We start from the raw sequence: 24,034 nt of genomic DNA on the forward strand, positions 1-24,034 counted from the left end.
TTCAGTCCGTTATGTCGAGATATTTGATACCATTTCTCCGGAGCCGTCGCAGACCTATCTTGGTCCGCATGACCGGGCGCCGCGATTGAGCGGCATGCCGGCGCAGACTACTCAGATAGGAAAATCCATGACCTTGAAGATCACCGCCGGCCCGGCCGAGAGATGGCTCGTGCTCTTGTCCGTATGCCTTGCTGCCATGACGATGCCCCTGACCTTCACCGGCCCGGCCGTCGCGCTCTCCCGCATCGCGGCCGATCTCGGCGGCAGCCCGATCGCGCTCAATTGGGTGACCAACGCCTTCATGCTGACCTTCGCCGCCAGCCTGATGGCGGCGGGCGCTCTGGCCGATAATCATGGCCGCAAGCGGATCTTCCTCGTCGGCCTCGCCCTCTACATCCTCGCTTCGCTCGGCGCGATGCTGGCGCCCGACATCGCCTGGTTCGATATCTTCCGGGCCGCGCAAGGGCTCGGCAGTGCCCTGGCCTTCGCCGGCGGCGCCTCGGCACTTGCCCAGGAATTCGAGGGACCATCGCGGCTGCGCGCCTTCTCCTTTCTCGGCACCAGTTTCGGCATCGGGCTGGCCTTCGGCCCGATTGCCTCGGGCCTGCTCATCTCCGCATTCGGCTGGCGGTCGATCTTTGTTCTGGTCGTGGCACTCGCGGTTGCCTCGGCAATCCTTGGCCTGCGCACCATCAGGGAATCGCGTGACCCGGATGCGACCGGCCTCGACTGGGCGGGCGCCGGCACGTTCACCGTCGCGCTGGCCTCTCTGACCTATGGCGTGTTGCAGGCGCCGCAGAGCGGCTGGGCCGATCCTCTTGTGGTAACGCTTCTCGGCGTGGCCGTCCTTTGCTTTGGGCTGTTCGTCATCGTCGAGCGGCACGTGCGCCGGCCGATGCTCGATCTCACCCTGTTTCGCTATCCGCGCTTCGTCGGCGTGCAGTTCCTGGCGGCGGCGCCCGCCTACGGCTTCGTCGTCCTGCTCGTGCTTTTGCCGATCCGCTTCATCGGCATCGAGGGCATGAGCGAAATCAAGGCCGGCCAATTGATGATCTGCCTCTCCGGACCGTTGCTGGTCCTGCCCTTGCTCGCCGGCCAACTGGCGCGCTGGATCGCTCCAGCCACGATCTGCGGCGTCGGCCTGCTCGTCGTGGCGGCCGGTTTGGTCTGGCTGAGCCTGACGCCATCGATCGACGTCGCGCTGGTCGCGCCGCTGATCCTGATCGGCGTCGGCATCGCCTTGCCCTGGGGATTGATGGACGGGCTCGCCGTCAGCGTCGTGCCGACCGAGCGGGCCGGCATGGCGGTCGGCATCTTCAACACCACCCGTGTCGCTTGCGAGGGTGTGGCACTGGCCATCGTCATGGCGACGCTGTCAGGCTTCACCGCCGCGCAACTCGCCGCTCGAGGCGCTGTGTCTTCCAGCGATGCGGGCTCCGCGGCGCAATTGCTGGTGACCGGCAATGTCGGCGAGACCGCGCAACATTTGCCGATGGCCGGCGCCACCGTTCTGGTCGAGGCCTATGAAACGGCGTTCGACAGGCTGCTGATCGTGCTGGCGGCAATCACCATCGTCACCGCCCTCGTCGTCTTTCTCGGCCTGCGTCGCGGATCGGCGGCGGAACACGAGGTCGTGCCGCTGCCGGCCTGCCAGGAAGGGTAGGCATCAGCCATTTGCAGGACAGCTGGATATCAATGCACCTAGTCCAGTCTGTGCATCAGATCGTCATCAAGCCAGCGGCCGAAGAAGTAGGCCAGCTGCTTGTGCCACCACGGCCAGTCGTGGCTGACGTCGCCACCCCAATAATCGACCCAGGCGGAAATGGATTTGTCGCGCAGGATCTGTTCCAGCTGGCGCGTATCGACCAGCATGCGCTCCTCCCAGGCGCCCTGCCCGCAGCAGAAGATCAGCCTGAGCGCCTTCAGCCGCGCCAGCAGTTTCGGGTCGACGATCCCTGGCAGATAATCGAGCGGCGAGTTGTAGAAGATGTCCCCGTCGAGCGTCTTGCCGAAGAAATCACGCGCCGAATAGACCCCCGACAGCGAGATGACGCCGCTGGCGAGTTCGGGAAAACGGAAGACGAAGTTCGAGGAATGGTAGCCGCCCATCGAACAACCTGAGAACAGCGGCTTCAGCCGCCGTCCGCCATTGGCCTGCGCGGCGGTTTCCAGAAATACCGGCAGCGCCTCCTCGCGTAGGTAGCGGAAATAGGCCTCGTGGCGGGCGATACGGTGCGCGGCATCGACATGCCTGGCGAAGAAGGATTCCGAATCGATGCCGTCGACGGTGAACAGCTGGATGCGGCCGGTGTCGATGAATTCGGCGAGCGCCCCCACCCCACCGGAATCCTCGAACTGGTAGAACCGGCCCTGCGAGGTCGGGAACACCACGACAGGCCGGCCGGCATGGCCGTAGCGCTTGTACTCCATGTCGCGGCCGAGATTGGGGGCGAAAGCCTTGTGATAGGATATGTCCATGGGCCTCAAGCCTTTTCCGCGTGGATATAGGCCACCGCCTCGCGCAGCTCCGCCTGATCCTTCGAGCGCATCTGGTAGGCGTAATTCCCCATGGCGCGGCTGAAAACCTCTTCTATTGGCTGATGATGGACGATCTTGTCGCGGTGCGCGGCTAGCACGTCCGCATGGCTGTGCAAATAGTCGAGGTGGCGCTTGCGGCTGGCATAGGCGGTGAAATACTTGCCCTCATAAGGGCCGCCGGCGGCATCCTTGACCACCATGTCCGCCCACGCCGCGTAGACATCGATGTCGAACGTGTAGTTGATAGCGTCGGTCATCCATGCGCCGGGCGGGCGCATGTTGACCTCCAGCGCGATGATACGGTCATCCCTGGTCTCGAACAGCTCGATGTGGAAAAAGCGTTCGCGCACGCCGAATGCTTTCAGGATCTTGCGGCCGGCCTCCTCGACAACAGGCCTGATCCGGGGAAAGCAGGTGTAACTCATGTGGCGGTCCTTGTTGACCACATCCATGACGCTCTGGTCGTAGCGGTGGCTGGCCGCCAGCACCACCTCGCCGTCGCGGTTGACCAGCCCGTCATAGGTCACCACCAGCCCCTCGATGAACTGCTCCATGACGAAGGTCACATCCTCCGGCTTGTCCCGGAAGAAGTGGTCGAGCTCTTTCGCATTGGAGATCTTGAACGTGTTCGAAGCGCCGGAGCCTGAGTCCGGTTTGACCACCACGGGATAGCCGACGCGGAGGTCATGGCGCCGGCCCGGTCGGAACATTTGCGCTGTGCGATCGTCTCGACGCCGCTCTTGCGGAAAAAGGCGCGCATACGGCTCTTGCGCTTCAGATTCTTCACGAAATCGAGCTTGGTGCCGTAGATGTTGAAGTCTGTGCGGATGTTGGCTTCCAGTTCCAGCCAGTGCTCGTTGAGCGATTCGAACCGGTCGATGCGACCCCATTTGTGGATGAAATGCCCTATCGCCCGGAACACCGGCTCATAGTCCTCCATGTCGGCTACGCGGTAATATTCCGAAAGCGCTGCCTTCAGCTTGCTGTCCAGAGCGTCAAAGGGTGCGTCGCCAATGCCGAGCACCGTCGCGCCGGCCTTCTTCAGCCGGTCGCAGAAATCGGCGCCATTGGCGGGAAAATGCGGCGAGAAGAACACGAAATTCATGGACAACCCCCCTGCCGGCGGCACCCCGCCACCGGTCAAGTCTGGCGCATTTGCAGCGCGCGGGGAAGAGCACCCACGCTAGGGATTAAATTCGGCCCCGCTTGCCTCCAACAGGTCGCTCCTGTATGAGAGCGGCCATGAACACGCGCGCCACCACCGCTTCCCGTCGGACCGGCTTTGCCGGCGAGACCGTGCGCGCGCTTGCCTCGACCCTGCTTCTTCTCGGCCTTATCGGCGATCGCCGGGTTCGCTGAAGGAGCGCCCGGCGGTCGAACCGCCGCGCAAGCGCATGCTCCTTGGCAAATCATATCAAGCGAACGAAATTCTGGTAAAGGCGCCGCTTGGCACCACATCCGCCTGAAAGGTGGACCCGCCAGCCGCCGGGAGAAACGACGATGAACGCACGAGAAGACATCCGCGCCAGCGAGGCCGCTACCGGCAAGCAAGGTGGCCGGGGCATGCCGGACGCAGCCCGAAAATATCAGCCCTACCCTACCGTCGGCCTCACCGACCGGACCTGGCCCTCGAAGGTCATCGACAAGGCGCCTATCTGGTGCTCGGTCGACCTGCGCGACGGCAACCAGGCGCTGATCGATCCGATGGGCCACGAGCGCAAGGCGCGCATGTTCGGCCTGCTGCTCGACATGGGCTTCAAGGAGATCGAGATCGGCTTCCCGTCGGCTTCGCAGACCGATTTCGATTTCGCCCGCTGGTGCATCGAGGAAGGCAATGTGCCGGCCGATGTGTCGTTGCAGGTGCTGGTACAGTGCCGGCCCGAACTGATCAGCCGCACCTTCGAGGCGCTGAAGGGCGCCACCAACCCGATCGTGCATTTCTACAACTCGACCAGCGAGTTGCAGCGCCGTGTCGTCTTCGAGAAAGATGTCGGCGGCATCAAGCGCATCGCCACCGACGCCGCCAAGATGATCACCGAGATGGCGGCCAAGGCCGGCGGCGGCTATCGCTTCGAATATTCGCCGGAGAGCTTCACCGGCACCGAGCTCGAGGTCGCGCTGGAGATTTGCAACGCCGTCACTGAGATCGTCAGGCCGACGCCTGACAACAAGCTGATCATCAATCTGCCGTCGACGGTCGAGATGTCGACGCCCAATATCTATGCCGACCGCATCGAGTGGATGTGTCGCAATCTCGACAACCGCGAAAACCTGATCATCTCGCTACATCCGCACAATGACCGCGGCACCGGCATCGCCACGACCGAACTCGGCCTGATGGCCGGCGCCGATCGCGTCGAAGGCACGCTGTTCGGCAATGGCGAGCGCACCGGCAATGTCGACATCGTCACGCTGGCGCTCAACATGTACACGCAAGGCGTCGATCCCGGCATCGACTGCTCCGACATCAACCGGATGAAGGACGTCTACGAATATTCGAACCAGCTGAAGATTCCCGAGCGCCATCCCTATGTCGGCGAGCTCGTCTACACCGCCTTTTCCGGCTCGCACCAGGACGCCATCAACAAGGGCATGAAGGCGCTGAAGAAGGCCAACACGCCGCATTGGGAAGTGCCGTACCTGCCGATCGATCCGGCCGATGTCGGCCGCAGCTATGAGGCCATCATCCGCATCAACTCGCAGTCGGGCAAGGGCGGCATCGCCTATGTGCTGCAGGCCGATTACGGCCTTAATTTGCCGCGCAACCTGCAGATCGAGTTCAGCCAGGCGATCCAGGCGATCACCGACGCCGAAGGCAAGGAAGTGCCGGCAAAGCGTATTCATGACCGCTTCCTCGAAACCTATGTCGACCAGCCGGGCGCCCGGCTGAAATTCCTCGACCACCACACCTATCCGGATACCGAGGTGAAGGGCCGGCGCGTGGTCGAGGCGGTCATCCTCGACAATGGCAAGGAAATGACGATATCGGGCACCGGCACCGGCCCGATCGACGGCTTCGTCGATGCGCTGTCGCGCCATGTCGGCGTCGAGATGTCGGTGCTCGATTATTCCGAGCATTCGATGCAGCGCGGCTCGAATGCGTCGGCAATCTCCTATGTCGAGATGGAATATCCCGGCGGCAAGCTGTTCGGCGCCGGCATCAACACCAACATCGTCGCCGCTTCGCTGGAAGCGGTGACGTCGGCGGCCAACCGTATCGTCGGCCGCAAGGCGCGATAGCATCGGCGGTCGGCGGCGCGGGAGGCAGGAGCAGCTCCCCTCGCGCCGCCATTTTTTCAAGCCCGCACAAGGCTTTGGCCTCGACTGGCCTCCCACGACCATCCCGTGACCGACACCGGCCCGGACGTTAACCACCGGAAAAATATCCGGTGAGGTACGCGATCGCATAATGCGTGTATACTTGTATGGCGGTGCGGGCCTTATATGATCCGTGCCTTAACCTGTGCCGACTTCGAGAGGATCGACACTTGCAGCATGCCACGCCTGCCGCCCCCGCAGTGCGCGAAACATTGGAGCGACTGCTTGCCAGCGAAACGTTCGGAAGATCCGAACGGGCACGCAAGCTGCTGCGCTATCTTGTCGAGCGCGAACAGGCAGGCGAAGCCGATAGGCTCAAGGGCTTTTCCATCGCCATGGATGTCTTTGGCAAGGATGGCGATTTCGATCCTTCGACCGACGCGGTGGTGCGGGTTCAGGCCGGCCGGCTGCGCGACTTGCTGCAGCAATATTTTGCCAATGAAGGTGTTGCCGAGCCTGTCCGCATAGCCATTCCGCGCGGCGGCTATGTCCCGGCCTATGAGCTCAATGCAATCCGCTTGCCGGAGACGTCCCAATCCGCCATCCAGAACGGAGCGGCGGCGGCGGCTCCATCGGCGCAACGCGACACTGCCGAAAGTGCCATTCCGGCCGCTGCCTTGCCGGCACCGATGGTCGCGCCGGCGCCGGCGGTGGCACGTCACCTTAGATTTTTCTGGATGGCGATCGCCGTTGTCATCGCCATGCTTGGCGTTTTGATCCTGCGTCAGGGCAGCGGTGCGCTGCTGGCAGGCGGCGACCTTGCGGCCACGCTCGAGACCGCAGGCCTGACCGGCAGCGTCGCGTCGTCCAGCGAGGACTTGCCGCTCGTCTACATCGCCGTCAAGGCCAGCGGCACGGATGCCAGCCGTGTCGCCGCAACGCTGCGCGCCGGCCTGAGCGGCTTCGATACGATCGACTTCATCGGTCGCGACACGGTCGACACGACCGATCCGGTCACCAATGCCACGAGCTTCATCTTCGACATTCTGCCTGGACCGGATACGGGTGACATCACGATCGAACTGCAGAGCGTGGCGACCGGACGGGTGCTTTTGTCGCGCAACCTGACCGCCGCCGACAGCGCACCGACCGCCGTCGAGAGCCGTATAGCCGGCATCTTGACGTCCGCTCTTCCCGAATCCGGCACGATCTACAGCTATCTCGAACAGAGCGGCATACAAGCCGGCCTGACGCAGTGCCTGTTGTTCAACGGCAAATACTATCTCGACCAGAACGCCAGGACCCACGAGGCCGCCTATCGCTGCCTCGAAAACCTCGCCGAAAACGGCGCCAAATCGTCGCTGGTTTATTCCGAGCTCGCTTCGTTGCAGCTCGAGGCCGTGAACGACCACTACGCCTACCCGCCGGATGCGACGATCGACAAGGCGCTTACATTTGCCCACCGCGCCGTGCAGATGGGACCGACCAGCCCCAACGCGCATCGCGCCTATGGCTACATCTATTCGCGACTTGGCAATGCCGACGAGGCGCTGCGCTGGATGCGCAAGGCCTACGATCTTAACCACTATGATATAGCCATGGCTGCCGCCTACGGCTACGGACTGATTTTCGCCGGCCGGTATGCCGAGGGGACGCCGATCCTGGCCCGGGCCGTGGACGCCTCCAGCGGTCATCCGACATGGTGGGATTTTGGACTTTTCGCCGGCGAACTCATGCTGGGCGACACGAACAAGGCGGCGATCGCCAGTTCCTCTTTGAGAACAACCGCAACGAAATCGCACTATCTTGCCGCCCGGCTGATCGGCGCCAAGATCGCCGGTCAGGACAATCTGGCGCGCAAGCTGCTCGACGAGCTGAACGCCAAATTTCCGAAATTCGCCGCCAATCCGCGCGCGACCTTCGTTGACCGAAAATATCCGGCCGATCTGACCGAGCGCTTGGTCGGCGCGTTACGCGCCGCCGGACTCGGCAGCGCTGGCTAACGCCAAGCGATATCCACGGCTTGTCCCGCTGACATTGTCGATTTCGTACGCACCGATCACCGAATATCGGTCAGCTGGCGAGTTCTGTCATCAACCGTACAAATCGCGAAAATTTTACTGGCCATGGCGCAGGACGAGGCGCAATCCAGCCACAGTTGACCGTGGTCTCGCGTTTCTCATAGCCCTGCAACAAGTCCCCAGCTTCATGATTTCATCGCTTCATGCCACCGAACAAGGTGCCGGTTCGAAGACCATCGTTCTACTGCATGGTTTCGGCGGCTGCCACGATATTTGGCACGAAGTGGTCCCGTCGCTGTCGCCTGCCGCTCGCACACTCGCTTATGACTTGCCGGGGCACGGGCAGTCGCTCGATTTCCCCGGCGCCGGTCCGGCCAAGGTGGCGGCAAGGGCCGTCCTGGCCGATCTCACCGCGCGATCTCTGAAGCGCGTTCATCTGGTGGGCCACTCGATGGGCGGCGCGGTGGCGGCGTTGATGGCGCTGGCCGAGCCCCAGAAGGTGGCGTCGCTGACGCTTCTGGCGCCTGGCGGCTTCGGCGCGGAGATCAACGGTCCGCTGTTGCGCCGCTTTGCCGCCGCAAAGCGCCCACCCGACATCCGGGCGTGCCTCGTCGCGATGTCGGGACCACTGACGCGGCCCATCGATCACACCGTGGACGCCCTTGGGGACATGCGCGAGCGACCCGGCCAAGTGGAGAAACTCATCGAGATTGCTGCCGCCATGACCAGCGACGACCGGCAGGGCGTCATCCCGCGCGACCGGTTGGAAACGCTGGCCATGCCGGTGATGGTGGTATGGGGCAGCGACGACTCTGTGCTGCCCTTTACCCACACGGATAATCTGCCCGCGCAATTTCACGTGCACCACGTGCTGGGAGCTGGCCATATGCTGATCGAGGAGGCGCCCGATCTGGTCGCCACGATCATCCAGCGCAACATGAACCGCCGCGCCAGGCCCTTGCGACCGAAACTCGCCGCGACCGGTTGACACGTGCCGCGCGACCCCGCCCGGACGCCTCCCCCGCCTTGATCTCGCCAGTGCATTTTGCCGGCGGTTGTGTTAACTGCATGTTAACCAAACCCGCGAGGCCGACGCCGATGAAGGACGCAGGCGAGAAGATCGATCCATCAAGCAAACTGTCCGACGCCATCCGTGACGTGAAGAACGCCTTCGCTGACCGCGACGATGTCGTCGTCGACATGCGCGAGGCGCACCGCATGCGCCTCGACCTCCTGGCCGCGGACCTCGCACCCGTCTTTGCCGACGTTCCGGCCGACATGGACAATTTCGACTTTGTCGTCTCCTCCGGGCTACAGCCGCGCCTGTGGATCGACGCCGTCAGCCATGTCGCGATGGGGCGCGACCGCCGCACCTACCGCTTCCTCAAGGACACACGCGTTGGCCGGGTCGTGCTTGCCGAATCGACCGAGATGAAACCTGTCGCCGATTCCGTGACGCGTTATGTCGCCGAGCGCATCGTCGAACGCCAGAGGATGATGGAGGGTGGCGTCGAGCCGGCGGTCGCCGGCATGAGACGCGCCAAGGTCGCGGAAGCCGAGCCGCCGTTGCGAGCGTCGACGCAAGGCAAGGGCTGGTCGGCCTTCCTGTCCGGCCTTGGGCTGATCGCCGCCGGCGGACTGGTTGGTCTCGCGGTGTCGGCTGCGCTGTTCTGGGACCGCCTCGCGGCCATGGTTCTCAACTGGCGGCCATAGCCGCGTCGGCCTCGACACCGAGCTCCAGGGTCTGCAGATCGGCAGGCGGTAGGGACGGCCCGGTCAAGCCGCGCCGCGTCAGGTGGATACGCCAGTTTCCCTTTTCGCCGTGGATCTCGAACAGATTGTACTGCGCGGCGGGATGTTTGCCGCCTGGCGCCTGGCCGGCGGCGGCGACGCCGACGAACGGGACCTTCGCACCGCGGAGTCCGATCTGGAACAGCGACGGCAGATGTGAATGGCCGTGCAGAACAAGCTCCGCGCCGTGACGGCGGATGATCTTGTGAAAGCGGGCTATGCCGAACAGCCGCTTGTGCTGGGAGACGGCGCCCCGCACCGGGGGGTGATGGATCATGATGGCGCGGAACAGCCCCTGCTTTGCCGTGCTCTCGAGGATCTTGCCGAGCCGAGCCGCCTGCTCCTCCATGAAGAAACCATTGGCCATGAAAGGCGCCGTGGCGCGCGCCGTCGAGACGCCGATCAGCGCGACGTTGCCGCGCACGCGCAGATAGGGGAAGGCATTGCGGTCGACCGGCGTGTTAACACCGTCGCCGCTCATCCACGCCGCCCATGACCGGCAGATCTTGTCGAAGGCACCGGGCACATAGGCATCATGGTTTCCCGGCACGACCGAAACATCATGCGGCGGCCCCAGCGTCTCGAGCCAGTGTTTGGCCATCTCGATCTCGCCGTCGAGCGCCAGGTTGACGAGGTCGCCGGTGACGGCGAGATGGTCCGGGTTTTGCGCCTTGATGTCGGTGACGATGGCGTCGATGACGGCATCGTGCATGTGGCGACGGCGATTGCGCTGCCAGTTGACGTAGCCGAGCACGCGCTTGGACGCGAGATCGCGATAGGATACATCGGGGAGCGGCCCCAGATGGACATCGGAAATATGCGCGAGCCTGAACATTCCTCCTTCATAGGCGACGTGCACGCGGCTTTCCACCCACGGTTTCGCTACTGATGGCGACCGATGAGGAGGCTCCTTTCCGCCAGACCGGCTGGGCGGGTTTGAGAGCCCGGCTGTTCCATCTCTATTTCGTGCTGCGACGGCCGATGACGCTCGGTGTGCGCGGCCTGATCCACGATGCCTCCAACAATTCCGTCTTCCTCATTCGCCACACCTATGTGCCGGGCTGGCAGCTTCCCGGCGGCGGCGTCGAGATCGGCGAGACGATGACCGAGGCGCTGGCCCGCGAACTCGCCGAGGAAGGCAACATCGCGCTGGCCGCGCCACCGGTTTTCAGATCGATGCATTTCAACCGCCGTGCCAGCCCCCGCGACCATGTCGGCTTCTACCTGGTCGAGCATTTCAGCCAAACCGCGCCGAAACTGCCCGACCATGAAATCGCCGAGGCCGGCTTTTTCCCGCTCGATCGCTTGCCGGAAAGCACGACGCCGGCAACGCTGCGGCGGATCGCTGAGGTTTTTAGGGGCGAGCCGGCATCGGCTTACTGGTAGGTCAGGCTGCAGCCTTCCTGAACCGCCCCCGATCATGCCGCGCACCATAGTCGAGCGCCGGCCCGACCGGTATGATCCGGGTCGGATTGATGATCGCGTGGCTGCCGTAATAATGCGCCTTGATGTGGTGCAGGTTCACCGTCTCGGCGACACGAGGCACCTGATAGAGGTCGCGCAGATAGTTCGACAGGTTCGGATAGTCGGCGATGCGGCGCAGGTTGCACTTGAAATGGCCGACATAGACCGGGTCGAAGCGCACCAGAGTGGTGAACAGCCGCCAGTCGGCCTCGGTAATGCGGTCACCAACCAGATAACGTTGTCTGGAAAGGCGATCTTCCAGCGCATCGAGCGTCGAAAACAGCTCGCCGAACGCCTCCTCATAGGCCGTTTGCGTGGTGGCGAAACCGGCGCGATAGACGCCATTGTTGATGGCGGGATAAACCAGCGCGTTGATTGCGTCGATCTCGCCACGCAAGGCTTCCGGGTAAAAATCGAGGCTGGCATCACCCCATTCGTCGAAGGCCGAATTGAGCATCCGAATGATCTCGGAGGATTCGTTGGAGACGATAGTCTGTTCCTTTTTGTCCCATAGCACCGGCACCGTCACCCGGCCCGAATAGGCCGGATCGGCGCTGGTGTAGATCTGGTGCAGGAAGTCGAGGCCGTAGAGCGTGTCCCCTGTCGCGCCGTCCTCGGCCAGGAACGTCCAACCGTCAGCACCCATGAAATGGTGCACCACCGATACCGAAATAATGGCGTTCAGCTTCTTCAGCGCGCGAAAGATCAGCGTCCGGTGCGCCCAGGGACAGGCGAGCGAGACATAGAGGTGATAGCGGCCGGGCTCCGCCCTGAAGCCGCGGCTGCGGCCTTCGACCGGTATGCCGTCGCGCGTGATCCAGTCGCGCCACTGCGACTGCGCCCGCACGAACTTGCCGCCACTGTTTTTCGTGTCGTACCAGCGGTCCTGCCATTTGCCATCGACGAGCAATCCCATGAATTGTCCTTTCGCGTTTCCCGTCATGTAAGGCGCGATGCGGCAAGGCGGAAATCATCCAGGGCTGAACAGACCGTCAATCGGTAGGGCCAGCGAAGCCGTCGATTGCGGCGGGCGAAAATTGATGCTAGCGGACACTCCGCATGTTCGACTTTGCCTTGATCCGGTTTGACCGACGACGAAAGGGCGCCCGCGCTTGATGAAGCGCTGACTGGCGAACGCTGCCGTTTGCAGCAACCTTTCCTCCTCTACCGGAACGCAACGACCATGAGCCTTGCCGACGTGAAGTACCTGCCGGAAACTCCGGCGCACGATCCTGAAATCGAAGCCATCAACGACGAGGCCTTCGGCCCCGGCCGTTTCGTGCTGGCCGCCTACAAGATCCGCGAGGCCGGCGGCCACGAGCGCGCGCTGTCCTTTGTCGCGGTCGACGGCGACCTCGTCGTCGCCTCGGTGCGTATGACGCGCATTGCGGCCGGTGCCGGCCGGGCGCTGATGCTCGGGCCGCTCGCGGTGCGGCCCGCCTTCAAGAATCTCGGCATCGGCCGCCGGCTGGTGGCAATCGCGCTGGAAGCGGCCGCCAAGGCCGGTGCGCCCGCCGTGATGCTGGTCGGCGACGAGCCCTATTACGGGCCGCTCGGCTTCAAGCGCATTCCACGCGGCCAGATCTCGATGCCGAGGCCTGTCGACCTCGACCGCCTTTTGTCGCACGAGATCACGCCGGGCGCGGTTGCCAGGCTCATGGGCGAGGTCGGTCACGCCAGCCAGGCCAGGGTCGCCGAGCACGCCTAGGACAGCTCCAGGAAGGTATGAACGGGTTCCGCAGTTCGCCGTTTCTGCAAGACGGCGAACTGCTCCATCTTGACCTTGTCGGTCGATCCGGGCCTGATCCGTCCCTGTTTTCATAGAAAAGCCCATACTCACAGGAAGGATGACGCATGACCCCCAACGGCCAGATCGCGATCGTGACCGGCGGCGGCTCCGGCCTCGGCGAGGCGACCGCTCGCGCGCTTGCCGCCAAAGGGGCCCGCGTCGCCATCCTCGATGTCGGCATCGAGCGCGCGGCCAAGGTTGCTGCCGAGGTCGGCGGCATCGCCGTCCAATGCGATGTTGCAAGTGCCGACAATGGCGCCGCCGCCCTCGCCGATGTCGCCGCCAGGCTGGGCGAGCCGCGCATTCTGGTCAATTGCGCCGGCATCGCCATCGGGGTGAAGACGATCGGCAAGGATGGACCCCATCCGCTCGACCAGTACCGCAAGGTTATCGAGGTCAATCTGATCGGCACCTTCAATATGATCCGCCTGGTTGCCGACCGCGCCGCGAAACTCGAGCCGCTGCAGGGCGGCGAGCGCGGCGTCATCGTCAACACCGCCTCGGTCGCCGCCTATGACGGGCAGATCGGCCAGGCGGCCTATTCCGCCTCCAAGGGCGGCGTGGTCGGCATGACGCTGCCGGTGGCGCGTGATCTCGCCCGTTCCGGCATCCGGGTCTGCACCATCGCGCCTGGCATCTTCAAGACGCCGATGATGGCCGGCATGCCGCAGGACGTGCAAGATTCGCTGGGCGCCGCCGTGCCCTTCCCGTCCCGCCTTGGCGAACCATCCGAATATGCCGCGCTTGCCCTGCACATTGTCGAAAACCAGATGCTGAACGGCGAGACCATCCGTCTCGACGGCGCCATCCGCATGGCGCCGAAATAGAGCGTGCGCCCAAAGGTGCGAAATGCGGCGGGTGCCTCCCCTTGCCAAGTTCGGCACGTCGGCCGATAAGTGGAATAGGAAAATCAACTTAGCAGGACGAGAACCTTGGGCGACCGGAAGAAGGATGTGATCCGCGAGACCGACGCCGAGGCGATCCGGTTGGCGAAAACGCTTCTGCGCAGCGCCCGCTTCGGCGCCCTGGCGGTGCTGGAACCAAGGACCGGATCGCCACTGGCGAGCCGGGTCGGCATCGCCACCGACATCGACGGCGCACCGCTTGTCCTGGTGTCGATGCTCGCGGCGCACACGTCAGCGCTGCTTGCCGATCCGCGCTGTTCCCTGCTGCTCGGCGAGCCCGGCAAAGGCGATCCGCTGGCGCATCCGCGGCTGACGCTGGCCTGCCAGGCATCGCGGCTGGAGCGCGGCGAGCAGGCGCATGCCCGTGCCGAGCGCCGCTATCTCAACCGCAATCCCAAGGCGAGCCTCTATGTCGGGCTCGGCGACTTTTCGATCTTTCGCCTTGAGCCGCAACACGCCAGCCTCAACGGCGGCTTCGGCAAGGCCTATCAGCTCGAACGGCTCGACCTTCTCACCATTGGGCCCATCATCGAGGAACTCGCCGGAAGCGAACAATCGGCCGTCGAGCACATGAATGCGGACCATCTCGACGCTATCGCCGTCTATGCCCGTCATTTCGCCAAGGCACCCGGCGACGGCTGGACCATTGCCGGTTTGGACGCCGAAGGCATCGATCTGGTGTCGGGGGACAATACTTGCCGGGTATTTTTTCCACAACCGTTGATGATGGCGTCGGAACTGCGTCCCGTTCTGGTTGCCATGGCCAGGGCCGGCAGGGCCGCATCGGAGGTATAAGACGCGACTAAATTGCATTTGATCAAAAGCAACGCTTGAGATTTGAAAGAAATGTTCTAGGCTTGGATGTGGTGCTGACTCGTCGGCACCTTCACAAGTGAATTTATGGATTCAGGCACCATTGCCCCCATGGCGCCTCGATGAGCAAACAGCATGGGGCATCAATGGTCTCGACAAAGCTAATCGCCAACGCCGAATCGGCTGCCGAATTTCTGATGCTGATGGGCAACGAAAAACGGCTGTTGATCATGAGCTATCTGATCGACGGTGAAATGTCGGTCGGCGCCATCGCCGAAAAGGTGATGCTCAGCCAATCCGCTCTCTCGCAGCACCTGGCCAAGTTGCGGGCGCTCGACATCGTGGACACCCGGCGCGATCGTCAGATGATCTACTATTCCTGCAAATCCGATGCGGTGCGCGAACTGCTCACCATGCTGGATGGCATTTTCGGCAGCGGCAAGGAAGATCTGTCCCAGATGGCGCAGAGGTTGCGCCGCGCCGGGACTTGACCGCACGCTGCCGCGGCCGCTTACCTCGCTGACGATCTCCGGAGCGTGGCTCGTGTGTCTTTCCCGGCACACGAGCCACGCTCTTTATTGTTGAGCGGGACATGATTGTTGAGCGGGACATGGACCCAATACGCATCGACGATCCACGCGACCCGCGCGTCGCTGCCTATCTCGATATCCGCGAGCGCGATCTGGCGGGCCGGCAAGGCCGTTTCGTCGCCGAAGGCAAGGTGGTGCTCGACCTGCTTTTGTCGTCGCGCCGCTTCAGCGCCGAATCCATCCTGATCCTGGAAAACAGGCTTGGCGGCCTGGAGGACATGCTGCGCAAGGCACAAGCGGACCTGCCGGTCTACGTCGTCGCCGGTGCGGTGATGGACGCGATTGCCGGATTCCATATGCATCGCGGCATCCTGGCCATCGGCCGCAAGGAAGCACCGCACCCGGCCGCCTCATTGCTGGATGCCTTGCCCGCCCAAGCTCTGGTCGTCGTGCTTGTCGGCATCGCCAACCATGACAATATGGGTTCGATCTTCCGCAATGCCGCCGCTTTCGGCGCCGACGCGGTGCTGATGGACACGACATGCTGCGACCCGCTGTACCGCAAGGCGATCCGGGTTTCGGTCGGCGCCGCGCTCAAGATCCCTTTCGCGTCCTTCACCGACACGGCGGAATTCACGGCGGGTCTCGATCGGCGGGGCTATGACCAGTTCGCACTGTCACCGCGCGGCCGGATCGACATTCGCGATGCACCGCGCGGCGAGCGGCTGGCGCTCTATCTCGGCACCGAGGGTGAAGGCCTGCCCGAAAGCCTGCTTTCCCGCTTGCAAACGGTACGGATCACCATGTCGAAAGGCTTCGACAGTTTGAACGTCGCTGCCGCCTCGGCCATTGCCCTGCATCATTTCTCGCACTGACGATGATTTGAGTGCGACGAAGGCGGCTAGCCCGCACCGCGTCAGTCGGCTTCTGCTTTCTGCAAGGCGCGCACGCGGTCGGCGAGGCTGCGGTCATGGCCGGCGGAGCGGTTTTCCTGCGGTGCCGCCAGCGCCTTGGCGATCTGCGAATCAGGGCCCTCGAGCTTGGCAGTCAGATGGACGACCTCCGCAGCCAGTTCGTTCATCTGCTCACGCAGCGCGGCGCCATTGCCATTCGTCAAGCCCAACGATGCCGCGGCGCCGAGGTCCGCCTTCAGGCGCTTGTTCTCACGCGCCAGCGCCATAAGCCTGGCCTCCAGCCGCTCGCGGTCGCCGTCGAGCCTGGCAATCGCCCGGTCCACGTCGTCGCGCTTGCCGGCCTCGTCGTGCCGACCCGCTTCATCGGGCTTGCCGACCAGCCGCAAGGCCGATGCGCCGTCCTCGGCTTTCGCTTTTTCCCGCAACCGCGCCAACTCCTTTTCGCGCCGATCAAGCTTGTCCTCACGGTCGGCGAGCGTTGCGAGCAGCCGCTCGACCTTCTTGTCGAGTTCGGCGGCCCTTCTCTTCTCGGCCTTCAGGGCATCGCGTGCGGCCTTGCTTTCGGCCGCGATCTCCTGGCTGCGCCGGTCCGCTTCCTTGCGCTGGCCGCGCAGCAGCGAGATGTCGCTGGCAAGCTTCTGCAATTCGGATTCGCGGGCCACGAGCTCGATCTGGCGGCTGCTGGAGGCAAAACTGGCATCGTCATACATGTGCTCCAGCTTCTCGAGATCGAGCGCCCGCCTTTCCAGTTTTCGTTCGGTTTCCTTGAGCCGCTCCGAAAGCTGATGCAGTTCTTCTTCGCGCTGCCGCAACGCTTCGCTCTTGGCGCCGAGTTCGGCGAGCGCATGGTTCTTCTCCGTGCGCTCGACCGCCAGCCCCTTCAGCGCCTCGTGGCCGCGATTGATCTCGACGAGTTGTTCGGCCACTTTCTCGCGCAACGTCTTGACGTTGATTTCAAGTCGGCGCGTCGACATGGCGTACTCGGCCCGGATCCGGTCCTTGTCGGCTTGGATTTCAGCTCGCGTCAGCGGGATAGAGGCTTCGATGCGCCTGCGGGTCAGGGCGACGGCACGCCGCCAGACGGCCGGAGCCACCATCAGCGCCAGAAAGCCGGCACAGAGAAAGCCAAGGGCAAAGAACAGGACCGACTGAACCAAAGGACTACCCGTTATCGACGACAACTTGGAAGGCTGGACTGTGCCATCTTGGCATGGCGGAAATCCGGCACCGCGGCAAGGGCTTGCCGCGGCTCATTCGGGTCGTGGCTCGGGAATCCGGTCGAACGGTCCACGTCTTCATCATCGGACAGATCAGAACGGGTTCCAGGTCGCCCGCTCGGTCAGTTTCAAGTAGCCGAGATTGACGCCGAGCCGGGCGCCGACGCCGGTACGGATCGGCACCAGCAGCACATTGTTGTTCTTCAGCACGTTGAAGCCGACACCCGCCACCACATAGGCCGAACCGGCGACGCCGCCATAGCGATTGTAGAGATTGCCGACATCGTCGAGATTGTAGACCAGCATCATCACGCGTGACCCCTCGCCGCCGAAATCCCAGCCCAGCGACGGGCCTTGCCAGAACACTTTGTGATCGCCGGCATTCTTGGTGTAGAGCGTGCCTTCGCCATAGGTCAGGCCGCCGATCAGCGCACCGGATCCCTCCTCGCCGAGCAGATAGCCGTTAGGCAAACCGTAGGAGGCGAAAATCTTCTCCACGACCGTGGCCAACCCGCCCGACGTCGCGCCGAAGAACTTGTGGCCGGAATCGACAATCTCCTGAGCGGTGTACTCCTGGGCCCGCAAGGGCGATGTCGTGAAGACGAGAACGCCCATGAGCGTGAACGCCATTGAGAGGGCACGGAGAAAACTCCGGTCATACAATCGGGAAAACATGCTTCCAATCTCCGTCATGAAGCACTTTCGCCGACGCCTCGCATCCGTACGGCTCTTTAGGCGGCCGTTAAGGATGACTGTTAGGGGCAAACTATGCCGTAATCCTTTTTCAACCATTAAACTCCCACAGGAAGATGGCGGTTCGAAGGCTGTTTGGCCGCTCAAGGGGACACGCAGCCTGCGTGAATGCGCCATATGCCATGACGACAATTTGGATTTGTTGCTGCATGCGCGGGCGCTGTGTATTCAGAAAGCCTTGGGTTGAAGCGTGATTCGTGTGGGCAGGCGCGAAGATCGATCGCTCGGCCACGAACTGGAAGATTTTGCAGGGATTTCGCCGATGGCCGAACTGTTCACCCTTTCCGCTCCCGATCTGGCGGCGCTTTTGTGCAGCCGCGTCTGCCACGACATCATCTCGCCGGTCGGCGCGATCAATAACGGGCTTGAACTGCTCGACGAGGGCGGCGCCGACGAAGACGCCATGCGGCTCATCCGCCAGAGTGCGAAGAACGCCTCGGCTCGCTTGCAGTTCGCCCGGATCGCCTTCGGCGCCGCCGGTTCGGCGGGCATGATGATCGATACCGGAGATGCCGAGGCCGTCGCCATTGCCTTCCTCAAAAACGAAAAGCCCGAATTGGTCTGGAACGGAATCCGCGCGCTGCTGCCCAAGAACAAGGTCAAGCTGCTGCTCAACCTGCTCCTGGTCGCCAATGCCGCCATTCCGCGCGGCGGCAAGCTGGTGGTGACGCTCGAAAATCTCGAAACCGAGCCGCGTTTTTCGCTTTCGGCAAGCGGGCCGATGCTGCGTGTGCCGCCGAAATTCCTCGAACTGCATTCCGGTCACAAGCCGGAGGAGCCGATCGACGCTCATTCGGTGCAGCCCTATTACACGCTGCTGCTGGCCCGCGAGGCCAACATGACGATTTCGATCCATGCAACGGCTGAAGAAATAGTCCTTTCAGTGGTCTGAAATCGGCGCGGCAGCGCGACCGAACAAAGTATTTCAATCTGAAATATTTTATTGACACGGCAATCGGGCGCGATGATCTTTGACACGCCGGCAACGTCGAAGCATCCGCAAGGAAAAATTAGCCTAACGGCATCTTTGCAAAAATTTTACCTAACGGCTTTTCAGCTTCTTTACCAGATAGGTCTAGGCTACGCCGCAGATGCCCCGCACGACCGGATTGTCCAAGGGCAAAGAGGACCCGGAAATGAAACGCTGCATGTTCGTCGACGATTCAAGCGTCATCAGGAAGGTTGCAAAACGCATCCTGGGCGGTTCCGACATGATGGTCATCGAGGCAGCCAGCGGGCTTGACGCACTGGAGATGTGCGCCGCCGACATGCCCGACATCATAGTCATCGATGGCGCCCTGCCGGACGTGCAGGCGATCGACCTCATCCGGCGCCTGCGCGCGATGGAAAGCCCGATCAAGCCGCAGATCCTGATCTCACTGGTCGAGCTCGATATCGCGTCGATCATGCGGGCCAAGCGCGCCGGCGCCCAGGGCTATCTGTTGAAGCCCTTTAATCGCCCGCAACTGCTCGAACGCTTTCGTGCTTTGAAGATCGCGGCCTGAACGGAAGCTACGCCAGGCAAATCGCGTGGCGGTCCGCCGCCTCGCAGTGCAAAAACAAATAATTATCAGTCCACAATGCAAAACCCCCGAAGGTTGCGTCCAACTTTCGGGGGTCAGTTCACATGGCCAGGTTTTTTAAGAAAAGCTCTGCCGGTCGCGCTCAGGCGCTGACGCGGATGTCTTCCGGTTCGCGCAGCACATAGCCGCGGCCCCAGACGGTCTCGATGTAGTTCTGGCCACCGGACGCGGCGTCGAGCTTCTTGCGCAGCTTGCAGATGAAGACGTCGATGATCTTCAGTTCCGGCTCGTCCATGCCGCCATAGAGGTGGTTGAGGAACATTTCCTTGGTGAGGGTGGTGCCCTTGCGCAGCGAGAGCAGCTCCAGCATCTGGTATTCCTTGCCGGTGAGGTGCACGCGCTGGCCACCGACCTCGACGGTCTTGGCGTCGAGGTTGACGACCAGATCGCCCGTGGTGATGACCGACTGGGCGTGACCCTTGGAGCGGCGCACGATGGCGTGAATGCGCGCCACCAGCTCGTCCTTGTGGAACGGCTTGGTCATGTAGTCGTCAGCGCCGAAACCGAGGCCGCGTACCTTGTCCTCGATGCCGGCCATGCCGGAGAGGATCAGGATGGGCGTCTTTACCTTGGAGAGGCGAAGCGTTCTCAAGACCTCGTAGCCAGACATGTCTGGCAGGTTGAGGTCGAGCAGGATGATGTCGTAGTCGTAGAGCTTGCCCAGATCGACACCCTCTTCGCCGAGGTCTGTCGTATAGACGTTGAAACTTTCCGATTTCAGCATCAACTCGATGCTTTGTGCGGTTGCACTGTCATCTTCTATCAGCAGAACACGCATTTCATTCCCCTTTTCTGCCGCCGGACCATTTCACGACCCGTCCTGCCCCGGAGCAGTGGTTGCCTGGTATAGAGGCTGCCATCGAATGGTTAACAAAACCTAATTTCCCGTCCAATACGGTATCAGATTTTTTAACCCCTTTCTACACCCTCTTGAATCTAATAACGAATCACAGACCAAAATTCCTAATGCGACACATTAATAACCTGGACTAAGTGACTCCAGGGACTCATCGACGCGGCTTCGCTTCGGCGGCCGGAATTTTTACCCGGCCTTAAGCCCTGACACGTATGATTAACAATGCCCGTAAACGAATGGTTACCGTCGGCAAAAAACTTTAGGGTTTTGTTTCCTATAGTGCGGGGAAAGCCGGTGGATACGGGCAGCGCTTGGGCCTTTTCAAGTGGTTTGGACGATATGTGCGGGTGTGCGTTTCCGGGAGTACCGAATCATGAAGTCACGTGAAAACCTCGTTCGGCTGAAACAGTTTCAGGTGAATGAGAAGCGTCGCCAGATGCTGCAACTCGACATGATGATCGCCGAGTTCGAGCGCATGGCCGTCGAACTGGAGCTTCAGATCACCGCCGAGGAAAAGAAAGCCGGCATCACAGATATCAATCATTTCGCCTATCCGACCTTCGCCAAGGCCGCGCGCCTGCGCCGCGACAATCTCAGGAACTCGCAAGGCGACCTCGCCCAGCAGCGAAGCGCCGCCGAATCATTACTCGGCGAAGCTGAAGCGGAGCTTTCCAAGGCTGAGATGCTGGAATCGCGCGATACCAAGATTCGCGAAGCCGAAACCGGTGGCCGCAGCGCCATGATCGGCTGAACCAGCCGACATCGGCGCTATTTGGCGCGCGCACAAGCGCACACCCTGTCGGGCGACAGCCTGAATTCCGGGGCCGGCGGCCGCCACGAAAGCGCAGGTGGCACGCAAGACCTAGGCAGCCCAGTCCACCTCGTTTCCGGCGATCGCCCTTGCGCGGGCATCCTTGATATCGGGCGCATGCTGCTCCGCCCATGATCTGATCTAGGTAAGCAGTCCCGCCAGTTGAGGCCGAGCTCGGTCAGTTCATATTCGACGCGCGGCGGAATGACCGGATACGGGGACGGTCGAGGCACTGGCGCCGGCGTCACCAGCTTCAAGGTCGGCGACGAAGTGTTCGGCATGCCGCGCTTCCCCAAGCAGGCCGCAGCCTACGCCGAACTGGCGGCCGTGCCGGCCGATGAGATCGCGCTGAAGCCGACGCGGGCGGACCACATCCAGGCCGGCGCATTGCCGCTGGCCGGTCTCACCGCCTGGCAAGGTCTTGTCCGCCATGGCCGACTGAAATCAGGCCAGCGCGTGCTGGTGCACGCCGGAGCTGGCGGCGTTGGCCATCTGGCCGTGCAGATCGCCAAGGCGCGTGGTGCTTACGTCGTCGCCACGGCCAGCCCGGGCAAGCTCGACTTCGTACACAAGCTCGGCGCCGGTGAGGTGATCGACTACACCAAGGGTGATTTCACCAGCCAGATCAGGGACATCGACCTGGTGCTGGAGCCGTTGGGCGGCGACCATGCCGATCGCTCGCTGAAGGTGCTGAAGCCCGGCGGCGTGCTGGTATCATTGCTCGACGTCAGTGACGCCACCCGCCCCGACGCCAGTTCGCGCGATATCAGGGTCGAGCGCATGTCGGTCGTGCCCGACCGCGAGGGCCTGCTTGAGCTCGCCGGGTTGGTCGACGCGCAAAAGCTTGCGGTCCACGTGGCCAGGACTTTTCCGCTCGGCCAGGCGGGAGCCGCCCACGCCTTTCTCGCCACCAAGCCGATCGGCAAGGTAGCGCTGACGGTCTGAGCGGCGACGCCGAAAGCAAAAGGGCGCGGCATGCCGCGCCCTTCTATCGTGCTGAGACCGGCCTAGTGCCGGTATTGCTGGATGCGCGTGGTGCGCAGCCCGGCAAGGCCGTATTCGTCGATCGACGCTTGCCAGGACAGGAATTCCTCCGTGGTCAGCTTGTAGCGCTGGCATGCCTCTTCAAGGCTCAAAAGTCCGCCGCGCACCGCTGCAACCACTTCCGCCTTGCGCCGGATAACCCAGCGACGCGTGTTCGTCGGCGGCAGATCGGCAATCGTAAGAGGGCTGCCGTCAGGCCCGATAACGTATTTGACTCTAGGTCTAACCAGATCGGTCATCGTACTCTCTACAAAAAACTCAAGACCCAATCCCCGCCACGTTACCGCCACAGCTTTAAAAATTGCCTAAGCAGACCCTAATGACTAGGTAAGGATCGTGAACGCCGCGTTAGTCTTTTAGCGGGCATTTGAAATATCCGGCTGGAAACCCTGTTTTAGCCGGAAGGAATGTACCCACTCACAGCGTTCGCCATACGCCGCGGTCGTCCTGCAAGCTGGCGCCGCATGAAAGCTTGACCTATATTCTCGACATTGGCATTTGAGCTGCCGCAGAATGAAAGCACCATGAACAGTCTCGACCTTCCCAGACGTCCCGAAGAGACCCGCATTGTCGTCGCCATGTCGGGCGGCGTCGATTCATCCGTGGTCGCCGGCCTGTTGAAGCGCGAGGGCTATGATGTCGTCGGCGTCACCTTGCAGCTCTATGATCATGGCGCGGCAACGCATCGGGCCGGATCGTGCTGCGCCGGCCAGGACATCGACGATGCCCGCCGCGTCTCCGAGACGCTGGGTATTCCGCATTATGTGCTCGATTATGAGGAGCGGTTCCGCAAGGCGGTCATCGACCCCTTCGCCGAGAGCTATGTCGCCGGCGAAACACCCATTCCTTGCGTTTCCTGCAACCAGACGGTCAAATTCGCCGATCTTCTGGCCACGGCCAAGGATCTCGGCGCCGACGCGCTGGCCACCGGCCACTACATCCGCTCCGGGGCCAATGGCGCCCACCGCGCCCTCTACCGGCCGGTCGACGCCGACCGCGACCAGAGCTATTTCCTGTTCGCCACCACGCAGGCGCAGATCGATTATCTGCGCTTTCCGCTCGGCGGCCTGTCGAAGCCGCAGGTTCGCGACATCGCCGAGGAGATGGGGCTGACGGTCGCCGCCAAACAGGACAGCCAGGACATCTGCTTCGTGCCGCAGGGCAAATATTCCGACATCATAGCCAAGCTGAAGCCGGCTGCCGCCAACCCGGGCGACATCGTCCATATCGACGGCCGCGTGCTCGGCCGCCACGAGGGCATTCTGCGCTACACGATCGGCCAGCGCCGTGGCATCGGCATCGCGTCCGGCGAGCCGCTCTATGTCGTCCATCTGGACGCCGAGCGCGCCCGTGTCGTGGTCGGCCCGCGCGAAGCGCTGGAGACGCACAAGATCTATCTGCGCAACATGAACTGGTTGGGAGACGCCGCGCTCGCCGATGTGCCCGCCGGCGGCATCGAGCTGTTCGCCAAGGTGCGCTCGACCAGGCCGCCACGACCGGCCGTGCTGCGCCACGAGGCAGGCGTGACCTCGGTCGAGCTGGCCGATGGCGAATCGGGCATCGCGCCCGGACAGGCCTGCGTGCTCTATTCCGACGACGGCAATGAGGCCCGCGTCTTCGGCGGCGGCTTCATCGTGCGCTCAGAGCGCGGCGCCGAAGCCGAAGCGATGCTGAGCCGGCTCGCCGAAAAGCCGGCGCAAATTCCCGCCGAGTAGCTCTCCCTGCCCGTCGCATCAGAGGTACGACG

At 62.8% G+C, this 24,034-nt stretch carries 25 protein-coding genes; 16 read left to right on the plus strand and 9 right to left on the minus strand.

The window, feature by feature from the left end:
* Positions 1–127 precede the first annotated feature (127 nt).
* Positions 128–1,663, plus strand: coding sequence for an MFS transporter (locus FJ960_RS06185; protein ID WP_140712546.1), 1,536 nt, complete (start codon positions 128–130; stop codon positions 1,661–1,663).
* Positions 1,664–1,701: 38 nt separating this feature from the next.
* Here the strand turns inward: FJ960_RS06185 and FJ960_RS06190 are convergent, their stop codons facing one another.
* From FJ960_RS06190 to FJ960_RS29760, 3 genes are read right to left on the minus strand one after another with little or no spacing between them, the layout of a single operon-like run.
* Positions 1,702–2,478 (minus strand): alpha/beta hydrolase-fold protein, encoded by a 777-nt coding sequence (locus tag FJ960_RS06190; protein ID WP_140712548.1) that lies wholly within the window; start codon positions 2,476–2,478, stop codon positions 1,702–1,704.
* Between the two features lie 5 nt (positions 2,479–2,483).
* Positions 2,484–3,200: an ATP-grasp domain-containing protein gene (locus tag FJ960_RS29755; RefSeq protein WP_246672635.1), complete on the minus strand. Its 717-nt coding sequence runs from the start codon at positions 3,198–3,200 to the stop codon at positions 2,484–2,486.
* Positions 3,101–3,643 (minus strand): SDR family oxidoreductase, encoded by a 543-nt coding sequence (locus tag FJ960_RS29760; protein WP_246672636.1) that lies wholly within the window; start codon positions 3,641–3,643, stop codon positions 3,101–3,103. The genes FJ960_RS29755 and FJ960_RS29760 overlap by 100 nt, the downstream gene beginning before the upstream one ends.
* A 395-nt stretch (positions 3,644–4,038) precedes the next feature.
* On the opposite strand from FJ960_RS29760, the gene leuA reads away from it, so the two are divergent.
* The 4 genes from leuA to FJ960_RS06220 all read left to right on the plus strand — a co-directional run bounded on the left by leuA (position 4,039) and on the right by FJ960_RS06220 (position 9,530).
* Entirely contained in the window at positions 4,039–5,778 is a 1,740-nt protein-coding gene (leuA, locus tag FJ960_RS06205) for a 2-isopropylmalate synthase (RefSeq protein WP_140712550.1), read from the plus strand.
* A 248-nt stretch (positions 5,779–6,026) separates the two neighbouring features.
* The gene (locus FJ960_RS06210; RefSeq protein WP_140712552.1) at positions 6,027–7,799 is read left to right on the plus strand and encodes a tetratricopeptide repeat protein; all 1,773 of its coding nucleotides are present in this window, start codon (positions 6,027–6,029) and stop codon (positions 7,797–7,799) included.
* Positions 7,800–8,004: 205 nt separating this feature from the next.
* Positions 8,005–8,805, plus strand: a complete 801-nt coding sequence (locus FJ960_RS06215; RefSeq protein ID WP_140712554.1) for an alpha/beta fold hydrolase — start codon at positions 8,005–8,007, stop codon at positions 8,803–8,805.
* A gap of 110 nt (positions 8,806–8,915) precedes the next feature.
* A complete protein-coding gene (locus tag FJ960_RS06220; RefSeq protein WP_140712556.1) occupies positions 8,916–9,530 on the plus strand; it encodes a hypothetical protein in 615 nt (204 codons plus the stop codon).
* Here the strand turns inward: FJ960_RS06220 and FJ960_RS06225 are convergent.
* On the minus strand, positions 9,514–10,443 hold the full coding sequence (locus tag FJ960_RS06225) for a metallophosphoesterase (RefSeq protein WP_140712558.1): 930 nt from the start codon (positions 10,441–10,443) through the stop codon (positions 9,514–9,516). The genes FJ960_RS06220 and FJ960_RS06225 overlap by 17 nt on opposite strands.
* A gap of 53 nt (positions 10,444–10,496) precedes the next feature.
* On the opposite strand from FJ960_RS06225, the gene FJ960_RS06230 reads away from it, so the two are divergent.
* Positions 10,497–10,994 carry an NUDIX domain-containing protein gene (locus FJ960_RS06230; RefSeq protein ID WP_140712560.1) on the plus strand — a complete coding sequence of 166 codons (498 nt, stop codon included), beginning with the start codon at positions 10,497–10,499 and terminating at the stop codon, positions 10,992–10,994.
* A gap of 1 nt (position 10,995) precedes the next feature.
* Here FJ960_RS06230 and FJ960_RS06235 read toward each other — a convergent pair whose 3' ends face one another.
* Positions 10,996–11,988 carry a glutathione S-transferase family protein gene (locus FJ960_RS06235; protein WP_140712562.1) on the minus strand — a complete coding sequence of 331 codons (993 nt, stop codon included), beginning with the start codon at positions 11,986–11,988 and terminating at the stop codon, positions 10,996–10,998.
* 267 nt (positions 11,989–12,255) lie between these two features.
* Here FJ960_RS06235 and FJ960_RS06240 point away from each other — a divergent pair, with 267 nt between their 5' ends.
* The 5 genes from FJ960_RS06240 (at position 12,256) to FJ960_RS06260 (ending at position 15,984) form a co-directional block, all read left to right on the plus strand.
* On the plus strand, positions 12,256–12,780 hold the full coding sequence (locus FJ960_RS06240; RefSeq protein ID WP_027146394.1) for an N-acetyltransferase: 525 nt from the start codon (positions 12,256–12,258) through the stop codon (positions 12,778–12,780).
* Positions 12,781–12,926: 146 nt separating this feature from the next.
* On the plus strand, positions 12,927–13,688 hold the full coding sequence (locus FJ960_RS06245) for a 3-hydroxyacyl-CoA dehydrogenase (RefSeq protein ID WP_140712564.1): 762 nt from the start codon (positions 12,927–12,929) through the stop codon (positions 13,686–13,688).
* A 105-nt stretch (positions 13,689–13,793) separates the two neighbouring features.
* Positions 13,794–14,561 carry a HugZ family protein gene (locus FJ960_RS06250; protein WP_140712566.1) on the plus strand — a complete coding sequence of 256 codons (768 nt, stop codon included), beginning with the start codon at positions 13,794–13,796 and terminating at the stop codon, positions 14,559–14,561.
* Between the two features lie 164 nt (positions 14,562–14,725).
* Positions 14,726–15,070 (plus strand): metalloregulator ArsR/SmtB family transcription factor, encoded by a 345-nt coding sequence (locus tag FJ960_RS06255; protein ID WP_027146391.1) that lies wholly within the window; start codon positions 14,726–14,728, stop codon positions 15,068–15,070.
* A 119-nt stretch (positions 15,071–15,189) separates the two neighbouring features.
* Complete coding sequence (locus FJ960_RS06260; protein ID WP_140712568.1) at positions 15,190–15,984, plus strand: RNA methyltransferase; 795 nt, start codon at positions 15,190–15,192, stop codon at positions 15,982–15,984.
* A 41-nt stretch (positions 15,985–16,025) separates the two neighbouring features.
* Here the strand turns inward: FJ960_RS06260 and FJ960_RS06265 are convergent, their stop codons facing one another.
* Complete coding sequence (locus FJ960_RS06265; RefSeq protein ID WP_140712570.1) at positions 16,026–17,180, minus strand: hypothetical protein; 1,155 nt, start codon at positions 17,178–17,180, stop codon at positions 16,026–16,028.
* Between the two features lie 153 nt (positions 17,181–17,333).
* Complete coding sequence (locus FJ960_RS06270) at positions 17,334–17,870, minus strand: EipA family protein (protein WP_245262388.1); 537 nt, start codon at positions 17,868–17,870, stop codon at positions 17,334–17,336.
* Between the two features lie 385 nt (positions 17,871–18,255).
* Between FJ960_RS06270 and FJ960_RS06275 the strand changes: the two genes are divergently transcribed.
* Together FJ960_RS06275 and FJ960_RS06280 are read left to right on the plus strand one after the other, a co-directional pair.
* A complete protein-coding gene (locus tag FJ960_RS06275; protein ID WP_027146387.1) occupies positions 18,256–18,885 on the plus strand; it encodes a histidine phosphotransferase family protein in 630 nt (209 codons plus the stop codon).
* A 244-nt stretch (positions 18,886–19,129) separates the two neighbouring features.
* Positions 19,130–19,498: a response regulator gene (locus FJ960_RS06280; protein WP_140504796.1), complete on the plus strand. Its 369-nt coding sequence runs from the start codon at positions 19,130–19,132 to the stop codon at positions 19,496–19,498.
* A 160-nt stretch (positions 19,499–19,658) separates the two neighbouring features.
* On the opposite strand, the gene ctrA is transcribed toward FJ960_RS06280, so the two are convergent.
* The gene (ctrA, locus tag FJ960_RS06285; protein WP_006203583.1) at positions 19,659–20,354 is read right to left on the minus strand and encodes a cell cycle two-component system response regulator CtrA; all 696 of its coding nucleotides are present in this window, start codon (positions 20,352–20,354) and stop codon (positions 19,659–19,661) included.
* 451 nt (positions 20,355–20,805) lie between these two features.
* Here ctrA and FJ960_RS06290 point away from each other — a divergent pair, with 451 nt between their 5' ends.
* Complete coding sequence (locus FJ960_RS06290) at positions 20,806–21,183, plus strand: flagellar export protein FliJ (RefSeq protein ID WP_027146385.1); 378 nt, start codon at positions 20,806–20,808, stop codon at positions 21,181–21,183.
* 264 nt (positions 21,184–21,447) lie between these two features.
* A complete protein-coding gene (locus FJ960_RS06300) occupies positions 21,448–22,188 on the plus strand; it encodes an NADP-dependent oxidoreductase (RefSeq protein WP_246672638.1) in 741 nt (246 codons plus the stop codon).
* Between the two features lie 62 nt (positions 22,189–22,250).
* On the opposite strand, the gene FJ960_RS06305 is transcribed toward FJ960_RS06300, so the two are convergent.
* Positions 22,251–22,526 carry a DUF1153 domain-containing protein gene (locus tag FJ960_RS06305; protein WP_006203587.1) on the minus strand — a complete coding sequence of 92 codons (276 nt, stop codon included), beginning with the start codon at positions 22,524–22,526 and terminating at the stop codon, positions 22,251–22,253.
* Between the two features lie 285 nt (positions 22,527–22,811).
* On the opposite strand from FJ960_RS06305, the gene mnmA reads away from it, so the two are divergent.
* Complete coding sequence (gene mnmA, locus FJ960_RS06310) at positions 22,812–24,002, plus strand: tRNA 2-thiouridine(34) synthase MnmA (protein ID WP_140712572.1); 1,191 nt, start codon at positions 22,812–22,814, stop codon at positions 24,000–24,002.
* Positions 24,003–24,034 lie beyond the last annotated feature (32 nt).

Source organism: Mesorhizobium sp. B2-3-11, from assembly GCF_006442215.1.
In the GTDB taxonomy this organism is placed as follows: Bacteria; Pseudomonadota; Alphaproteobacteria; order Rhizobiales; family Rhizobiaceae; genus Mesorhizobium; species Mesorhizobium salmacidum.